At 67.4% G+C, this 8,415-nt stretch carries 6 protein-coding genes and 1 pseudogene; 6 read left to right on the top strand and 1 reads right to left on the bottom strand.

The window, feature by feature from the left end:
• The 6 genes and pseudogenes from ABGA94_RS10730 to ABGA94_RS10705 form a co-directional block, all read left to right on the top strand.
• Positions 1 to 224: pseudogene (locus ABGA94_RS10730) on the top strand (9-O-acetylesterase); the annotation flags it as partial.
• 53 nt (positions 225 to 277) lie between these two features.
• On the top strand, positions 278 to 1,972 hold the full coding sequence (locus tag ABGA94_RS10725; RefSeq protein WP_375367249.1) for a glycoside hydrolase family 43 protein: 1,695 nt from the start codon (positions 278 to 280) through the stop codon (positions 1,970 to 1,972).
• A complete protein-coding gene (locus tag ABGA94_RS10720) occupies positions 1,969 to 4,662 on the top strand; it encodes a glycoside hydrolase family 3 C-terminal domain-containing protein (protein WP_375367248.1) in 2,694 nt (897 codons plus the stop codon). The genes ABGA94_RS10725 and ABGA94_RS10720 overlap by 4 nt, the downstream gene beginning before the upstream one ends.
• Positions 4,663 to 4,721: 59 nt before the next feature.
• Positions 4,722 to 6,206, top strand: coding sequence for an MFS transporter (locus tag ABGA94_RS10715; RefSeq protein ID WP_375367246.1), 1,485 nt, complete (start codon positions 4,722 to 4,724; stop codon positions 6,204 to 6,206).
• A gap of 16 nt (positions 6,207 to 6,222) precedes the next feature.
• Positions 6,223 to 7,260 (top strand): glycoside hydrolase family 43 protein, encoded by a 1,038-nt coding sequence (locus tag ABGA94_RS10710; RefSeq protein WP_375367244.1) that lies wholly within the window; start codon positions 6,223 to 6,225, stop codon positions 7,258 to 7,260.
• Entirely contained in the window at positions 7,250 to 8,095 is an 846-nt protein-coding gene (locus tag ABGA94_RS10705) for an aldose epimerase (protein ID WP_375367242.1), read from the top strand. The genes ABGA94_RS10710 and ABGA94_RS10705 overlap by 11 nt, the downstream gene beginning before the upstream one ends.
• Before the next feature lie 113 nt (positions 8,096 to 8,208).
• On the opposite strand, the gene ABGA94_RS10700 is transcribed toward ABGA94_RS10705, so the two are convergent.
• Positions 8,209 to 8,415: carbohydrate porin (locus ABGA94_RS10700; RefSeq protein ID WP_375367241.1), on the bottom strand; the 207-nt coding region annotated here is incomplete at its 5' end.

Here is an 8,415-nt window from a genome sequence, read left to right as displayed (position 1 = left end):
TCGGCTTTGAACTGTGCGAGGCCAAGGGCCATGCGCGCCACTGCGAGTACGCCGACGCCGAACTGGATGCGCGCCGGATCCTGCTGCGAGGCCCGCTGTCCACGCGCGCAACGCATGTCCGCTACTGCTGGGCCGATGGCCCGGTGTGCACGCTGCGCGATCGCAGCGGGGCGCCGGCCGGCCCGTTCGAACTTCCCATTGCCGAAGCCGAGGCCCGACGATGATGACGTTGTCTACGCAGTCCCCTGTGGCCCGCGACAGGGCCGGCCTGAGATCCATGGCGCGCCAGCTGCTGGCGGCAGTGTTCCTGCTGTCGGCCGCAGCCGCCCGGGCCAGCGCGCCGCCGGACGCTCCGCCGGTGTACTTCGACTGGTTCGAGTACCGCGGCAATGACCAGGCGTTTGAAGTGCCGCTGCCGGCCGGGCACTACCGCAATCCGGTACTGGCCGGCTTCCATGCCGATCCCAGCATCGTGCGCGCGAACGGCCGGTTCTATCTGGTCAATTCCAGCTTCACCTACTTCCCGGGCATTCCGGTGTTCGAGAGTGCTGACCTGGTGCACTGGAAGCAGATCGGAAATGTGATTGACCGCCCCACGCAGCTGGATTTCGACGGGCTGAGCGTCTCGCGCGGCATCTTTGCCCCCACAATCGAGTACCACGACGGGGTTTTCTACGTGGTGACCACGGCCACCGACAGCGGCGGCAACTTCATTGCCACTGCGCGCGACCCGGCCGGGCCGTGGTCCGATCCGCACTGGCTGCCCGGCATCGATGGCATCGATCCATCACTGTTTTTCGACGACGACGGCAAGGTGTACCTGATCAACAACGATGCACCGCCCGGTCCGCCGCGCTACGACGGGCACCGCGCCATCTGGATGCAGCAGATCGATCTGGCGGCATTCAAGCCGGTCGGGCCACGCCGGGTGCTGGTTGATGGAGGCGTGGAGCCAGCGAAGAATCCGATCTGGATCGAGGGACCGCACATCTACAAGCGGGAGGGCTGGTATTACCTGTCCGACGCTGAAGGGGGTACCGGGCCGCAGCATTCGCAGGTGGTGCTGCGCAGCCGCGCGGTGTGGGGACCCTACGTTGCCTATGCGGGCAATCCGATCCTGACCCAGCGCGAGCTGCCGGACGACCGTCCGCTTCCGATCACCAATGCCGGCCACGCCGACCTGGTCGAAGGCCCGGATGGCTCGTGGTGGGCGGTGTTCCTGGCCAGCCGCAACTATCAGAAGCGCCACTACAACACCGGGCGCGAGACCTACCTGTTGCCGGTGCGATGGCATGATGGCTGGCCGCAGATCCTGCCGACCGACCAGACCATTCCCTACGTGGCCGAGGCGCCGTCGTGGATGCAGGGCGAGGCATCGCAGGCCCCGTCGACCGGCAATTTCGTGGCGCGCGACAATTTTGATGGCCCAGCGCTCGATCGCCAGTGGCTGCGCGTGCGCGTGCCCAGGCATGCCTGGGCTGACTTGCACAAGCGCCCCGGCATGCTGGCCGTGCACCCGCTTGCCGAGGATCTGGACACGTTGCGCAATCCGGCATTTCTCGGCCGGCGCCAGCAGCACCTGCGCTTCGAGGCGAGCACCGCGATGACCCCGCCAGCGCCCGGTGTCGCCGCCGGTCTGGCGGCGTTCCAGAGCGAGGCGTACTGGTACTTCCTCGGCGTTCGTGACCTTGGCGGGGGGCGCCTCTCGCTCTTCCTCGAAGCGCGTGACGGGGGGGGCAGCACGCGGACGCTGGCCAGCCATGACGTGCCGGCGTCTGCAGCGCTGCGCCTGAAGATTGCCGGCAACGAGGGCGACTACGCGTTCTCGTTCGACATCGGCGACGGGCAGGGCTGGCAACTGCTCGCAGGCGACGTGGACGGCACCGTTCTGAGTACGGACCGGGCAGGCGGCTTCGTGGGCGCACTGTTGGGTCCCTTCGCGCGCGACGAGCGCACCGGGAGAAGCAAATGAGACTGTCGATTTCGTCCAGGACCCGCCGCCCTACGTGGCGTGGCCTGGCCACCGTGTTCGTCCTGAGCTGCGTGGCGGCCGCCGCATCCGCGGCCGCGCCACGGCCCTGGCTGGATGTCTCGGCAAGCTTCGAGCAACGGGCCGCCGCACTCGTCGCGCAGATGACCCTGGAAGAGAAGGCGGCACAGATGCAGAATGCCGCGCCGGCAATCGAACGGCTGGGTGTGCCCGCCTACGATTGGTGGAATGAGGGGTTGCATGGCGTGGCACGGGCAGGGCAGGCCACGGTGTTTCCGCAGGCAATCGGCCTGGCCGCGACCTTCGATGTACCGCTGATGGGGCAGGTGGCCACGACCATCAGCGACGAGGCCCGCGCAAAGCACCACCAGTTCCTCCGCGAAGGCGCGCATGGCCGTTACCAGGGCCTGACCTTCTGGTCGCCGAACGTCAACATCTTCCGCGACCCGCGCTGGGGTCGCGGACAGGAGACCTACGGCGAGGATCCCTACCTCACCGCGCGCATGGGCGTGGCCTTCGTACGCGGCCTGCAGGGCGACGACCCCGTCTACCGCAAGCTGGACGCCACCGCCAAGCACCTGGCCGTGCACAGCGGGCCGGAGGCCGACCGCCATCACTTCGATGCACGCCCCAGCCGGCGCGACCTCTACGAAACCTACCTGCCGGCGTTCGAGGCGCTGGTGAAGGAAGGCGAAGTGGATGCGGTCATGGGCGCCTACAACCGCGTGTACGGCGAGTCCGCCAGCGCCAGCCGCTTCCTGCTGCGTGATCTGCTGCGACGCGACTGGGGCTTCAAGGGCTACGTGGTCTCGGACTGCTGGGCCATCGTCGACATCTGGAAGCACCACCGTATCGTCGGCACGCGCGAAGCCGCCGCGGCGCTGGCGGTCAGGAACGGCACGGAGCTGGAATGCGGCCAGGAGTACGCAACGCTGCCTGCGGCAGTGCGCCAGGGGCTGATCAGCGAAGCGGAGATCGACGATGCGGTGACCCGCCTGTTCACCGCACGGATGCGCCTGGGCATGTTCGATCCGCCGGAGCGGGTGCGCTGGGCGCGCATTCCGGCCTCGGTGAACCAGGCGCCGGCCCATGATGCGCTCGCGCTCAAGGCCGCGCAGGCATCGCTGGTGCTGCTGAAGAACGATGGCATCCTGCCGCTGTCGCGCGACACCAAGCGCATTGCCGTGGTTGGACCCACCGCCGACGACACCATGGCGCTGCTCGGCAACTACTTCGGCACACCGGCCGCGCCGGTCACGATCCTGCAGGGCATACGCGAGGCGGCCAAGGGCGCTGAGGTGCGGTATGCGCGTGGCGTGGACCTGGTGGAAGGGCGCGACGATCCCGGTGCAACGCCGTTGATCGAGCCGACCTTCCTGCGGCCCTCGGCGGACTCGCCCGAGCGCGGCCTGCGCGGCGAGTACTTCCGCACGCCCGACCCGTCTGGCACTCCGGCCCTGGTGCGGACCGACGCGCAGATCGGCTTCCGCTGGGACCGGGGCTCGCCGACCGACAACCTGCTGGCACGCGGCGAAGCGGCACCGGGGCAGGGGATTCCCAACGACCGCTTCAGCATCCGCTGGAGCGGCCAACTGCTGCCGCCCGTGTCCGGTCGCTACCGGCTGGAGGTGGCCGGCGATGATGGCTACCGCCTGTACCTTGACGGGAAGCGTGTGATCGATCACTGGGTGAACACGGATCGCCTGCATGCCGAGGGTGTCGAACTCGACCTGCAGGCGGGGCGTGCCTATGACCTGAAGCTGGAATACTACGACGACCAGCGCGATGCCGGCGTGCGCCTGGGCTGGCGCATGCCCGGCGCCAAGGCGCCGTTCGATGAAGCGCTCGATGCCGCACGCGATGCCGACGTGGTGGTGTTCGTCGGTGGCCTTACCGGCGATGTCGAAGGCGAGGAGATGACGGTCAACTATCCGGGCTTTGCCGGTGGCGACCGCACCGACCTGCGGTTGCCCGCGCCGCAGCGCACCCTGCTGGAGGCCCTGCACGCTACCGGCAAGCCGGTGGTGATGGTACTCACCGGCGGCTCGGCCATCGCCGTGGACTGGGCGCAGGCGCATCTGCCGGCCATCCTGATGAGCTGGTACCCCGGGCAGCGCGGCGGCACCGCCGTCGGCCAGGCGCTGTTCGGCGACGTCAATCCCGCCGGCCGTTTGCCGGTCACCTTCTACAAGGCCGGCGAAGCGATGCCGGCATTCGACGACTACGCCATGGAGGGCCGTACCTACCGCTACTTCCGTGGCACGCCGCTGTACCCGTTTGGTCACGGGCTCTCGTACACGCGCTTCGATTATGGTGCGCTCCGCCTCGATGCGGACACCATCGGCGCCGATGGTCGCGTGACCGCGTCGGTGGATGTGACCAACGCAGGCACGCGCAGCGGTGACGAAGTGGTACAGCTGTACGTGCGGCGCGAACACGCCGGTGGCGGTGATGCCGTGCAGGAACTGCGCGGCTTCCAGCGGGTCCATCTGGCTCCGGGCGAACGCCGCACGGTGACGTTCACCCTGGAGGCAGCGCAGGCTCTGCGCCACTATGACCAAGCGCGTGCGGCGTACGCGGTGCAGCCCGGTGCCTACGAGGTCAGGGTAGGGGCGTCCAGTGCCGATATACGTGCGCAGGTCAGGTTCACCGTGGTGCCCGCGCATGACTGATCGCCCTCGTCGGCATCGATTCCCCTTCGACCAGATCCCTTTTCCAGGACGTCCGCTGCATGGCAAGCACTGAACACGCGCTGTCGGTACGCGAGAAGCTCGGCTACAGCCTGGGCGATCTCGCTGCCAACCTGATCTTCCAGACCCTGATCACCTACCTGGCATTCTTCTACACCGACGTCTACCGCCTGCCAGCTGCGACCGCGGCCACGATCATCTTTGTGGTCGGCCTGCTGGGTGCGTTCGTGTTCACGCCGTTGATCGGCATCGCGGCCGACCGAACGTCCACCCGCTGGGGCCGCTTCCGCCCGTGGATCCTGTGGACGGCCATCCCCTTTGGCGTACTGTCCCTGCTGGCGTTCAGCACCCCGGACCTGGGCGAGCGCGGAAAGGTGATCTATGCACTGGGCACCTACGCGCTGCTGGTCTGCGTTTACGCCGCGAACAACCTGCCGTACTCGGCGCTGAGCGGCGTGCTGACCGGCAGCATGGCGCAGCGCAACAGCCTTTCGGCTTACCGCTTCGTGGCCGTGATGATCGCGCAGTTCATCATCCAGGTGCTGCTGATGCCGCTGGTGCTGATTCTGGGTGACGGCGACCGGGTGCGCGGCTTCGAACAGGTCATGACCGCCTTCGCACTGATCGGAACAGTGTTCTTCCTGATCACCTTCGCCACCACCCGCGAACGCATCGTGCCGACGCGCGAGCAGACCGGCGGCATAGTGCAGGACCTGTCGGACCTGCTGCACAACCGCCCGTGGCAGGTGATGCTGGCGCTGACCGTGCTGGTGTTCATCAACCTGGCGTTGAAAGGCGGCACCTACATCTATTACTTCCAGTACTACATGAGCGAAGCGGCACTGGCCGGCTTCCTGGAAAACTCAGGCTTCAACGGCCTGATCCGTGCATTGAATGGCGCCCTCGCCAGCGCCGGTTTCGCGGCGTTCACCTGGCCGAAGGACGCGGCCACCTCGGCGTTCAGCCTGTTCAACGCGTGCGGCATCCTCTGCATGATCGTGGGTATTGGTGCATCACGGCGGCTGGCGGATCGCTTCGGCAAGCGCGATGTCTTCGGTGGCGCCTTGTTTGTCTCGACCCTGTTCCTGCTGGCCTTCTACCTGTTCCCACCCACGGCGGTGGCGGTGGCGTTCGCAGCCTTCATGCTGCATGGCTTCTGCTATGGCATCACCATCCCGTTGCTGTGGGCGATGATCGCCGACGTCGCGGACTACTCGGAGTGGAAGAACCATCGAAGGGCCACTGCGATCATCTTCTCGGCGATGCTGTGCGGCCTGAAGATCGGCCTCAGCGTGGGTGGCGCACTGGTCGCCGCGATCCTTGCCCACTACGGCTACCAGGCAGGCCTGGTGCAGCAGCCTGAGGCCGTGGTGCAGGGCATCCGCCTGACCGTAAGCGTCTATTGCTCCCTTCCGTTCCTGCTCGCCGTGGCGCTGCTGTTCTTCTACCGGATCGACAAGCGCGCGGAAACGCGCATCGAGCAGGATCTCCACCTGCGTCGCCGTTCCGCCGACGCCTCCGCGTAACGCCAAGATGACAACCATGATCGACCTCTCTGCCGGTGAAGACGGCCAGGCCAGCGAAGCCCGTCTCGCGCAGCTCAGCGCACACGCCATTTCGCAACCGCTGGTGACCCACATCTACACCGCCGACCCTTCGGCGCACGTATTCGAGGGACGCCTGTACATCTATCCGTCGCACGACATCGACGGTGGCCAGCCCTTCGACGACGAAGGCGGCCATTTCGGCATGCAGGATTACCATGTGCTGAAGATGGATACGCCCGACGGCACCGCCGTCGATTGCGGCATGGCGTTGCACCTGCGCGACGTGCCCTGGGCGCGGAAACAGATGTGGGCCCCCGACGCCGCCTGCCGCGATGGCCGCTACTACCTCTACTTCCCTGCCAAGGACGCCGAGGGCCGGTTCCGCATCGGCGTGGCAATCGGTGCGCGACCGGAGGGCCCGTTCGTGCCTCAACCGGAGCCGATCAAGGGCGCGTACTCGATCGACCCGGCGGTGTTCGAAGACGAGGATGGCAGCCACTACCTGTACTTCGGCGGCATCTGGGGCGGGCAGCTGCAGAAGTATCGTGACAACCAGTACGACGTGGCACACGAGGAACCCGAGGGCAGCGCGCCGGCCCTGGGGCCGCGCGTGGGCCGCCTGGATGCCGGCATGACCGAACTGGCCGAGCCCACCCGCGAAGTGCAGATCCTGGATGAGCATGGCCAGCCGCTGCGTGCGGACGACCATGCGCGCCGCTTCTTCGAAGGCCCGTGGCTGCACAGGTACCAGGGTCGCTACTATCTGTCGTACTCCACTGGCAACACCCACCAGCTGTGCTACGCCGTGGGAGACAGCCCGTACGGGCCGTTCACCTATGCCGGCGTGATCCTCACCCCCGTGGTCGGTTGGACCACCCACCACTCCATCTGCCAGTTCCAGGGCCAGTGGTACCTGTTCTATCACGATGCGCTGATGTCCGGCGGCATCACCCACCTGCGCTCGGCCAAGTGCACGCCGCTGCACATGGAGCCGGACGGACGCATCCGAACGATCAATCCCTATGGGGCCTGAGCGCATGCTGCCGATGGATGATGCGCTGGCCCCGCTGGCGGCCGGTGAGCTGCATTGGCTGAGGTGCGGCGAACTGGAGGTTGCGCTCGCCGCAGGGGCGGGCGGGCGCATCGCGCACCTGCGTTACCGGGGCGTGGAATGGCTGGTGGACGCGCAGGAGACCGGGCCGGCGGCGATCGCCTGGGGCTGCTACCCGATGGTGCCGTGGGCCGGGCGCATCCGCCGTGGACAGTTCCGTTTTGACGGCATGCCGCATCGGCTGCCGCTCAACTTCGACGGGCATGCCATCCATGGGGTGGGCTTCTCGCGACCCTGGCAGATCGACCGGCTGGATGCGGCCGCAGCCGAGTTGTCGCTGCAGCTGCCGCGCGACAGCTACTGGCCCTTCGGTGGCGTCGCCCTCCAGGAAGTGAGCCTGCACCCTCACACCCTGCAGCTGCGCCTCTCGGTCCAGGCGGGCGGACAGGCGATGCCGGCGGTGCTGGGCTGGCACCCCTGGTTCAGGAAGCCGGACCGGTTGCTGTTCAATCCTCGCGCGATGTATCCGCGGGACAGGGAAGGTATTGCCACGCTGCCCCACGTGGAGCCCACCACCGGCCCTTGGGATGACTGCTTCGTTGCCGACGGTGACGTCACGCTGGTACGCGAAGGCCAACGCCTGCGGCTGAGGTCGGACCGCGACCACTGGGTGGTCTACGACGCTGCGCCGCACGCCACCTGTGTCGAACCGCAGAGTGGCCCGCCGGACGGCTTCACGCTGGCGCCGCACCGGCTGGAGCCTGGCCAGCGCCTCGCGTTGACGTTCGAACTGGCGTGGGTGGCAGACAGCAGCTGAAGCCCGGCCAGGGCCCGCAATCGCCCTGGTTCCGGAGTATCGGTACGCCGCCTGGACCGGGTGTGGACCTTGGTGCCTGGCACGGGCTGCGCCTCACCACCACGTGCGATCTGCTACAGGTTCCAGTCAACCCGCATGCCCGCGATCAGTGCATTCGGCAGGTCCCGCTGCCGCGCAGGTTCGTTGAACGGGTCCGGATGCACGATGTAGTGCAGGTTCGGTGCAATCCTGAGCTGCGGGGTGAGCTGGATGCCATAGCTCAGCTCCATCATCACCTGGCTTCCGTGCGGGGTGCCGCTGCCGCCGGCGGCAGCGCGGGC

Source organism: Stenotrophomonas sp. 3diitr2024 (genome assembly GCF_042136455.1).
In the GTDB taxonomy this organism is placed as follows: Bacteria; Pseudomonadota; Gammaproteobacteria; order Xanthomonadales; family Xanthomonadaceae; genus Stenotrophomonas; species Stenotrophomonas sepilia.
This window is presented reverse-complemented; position numbering and strand designations above follow the sequence as displayed.

Coding starts and splice junctions, on each gene's coding strand:
- ABGA94_RS10720 (WP_375367248.1), top strand. CDS start 1,969: ATGAGACTGTCGATTTCGTCCAGGACCCGCCGCCCTACGTGGCGTGGC.
- ABGA94_RS10725 (WP_375367249.1), top strand. CDS start 278: ATGGCGCGCCAGCTGCTGGCGGCAGTGTTCCTGCTGTCGGCCGCAGCC.
- ABGA94_RS10705 (WP_375367242.1), top strand. CDS start 7,250: ATGGGGCCTGAGCGCATGCTGCCGATGGATGATGCGCTGGCCCCGCTG.
- ABGA94_RS10710 (WP_375367244.1), top strand. CDS start 6,223: ATGATCGACCTCTCTGCCGGTGAAGACGGCCAGGCCAGCGAAGCCCGT.
- ABGA94_RS10715 (WP_375367246.1), top strand. CDS start 4,722: ATGGCAAGCACTGAACACGCGCTGTCGGTACGCGAGAAGCTCGGCTAC.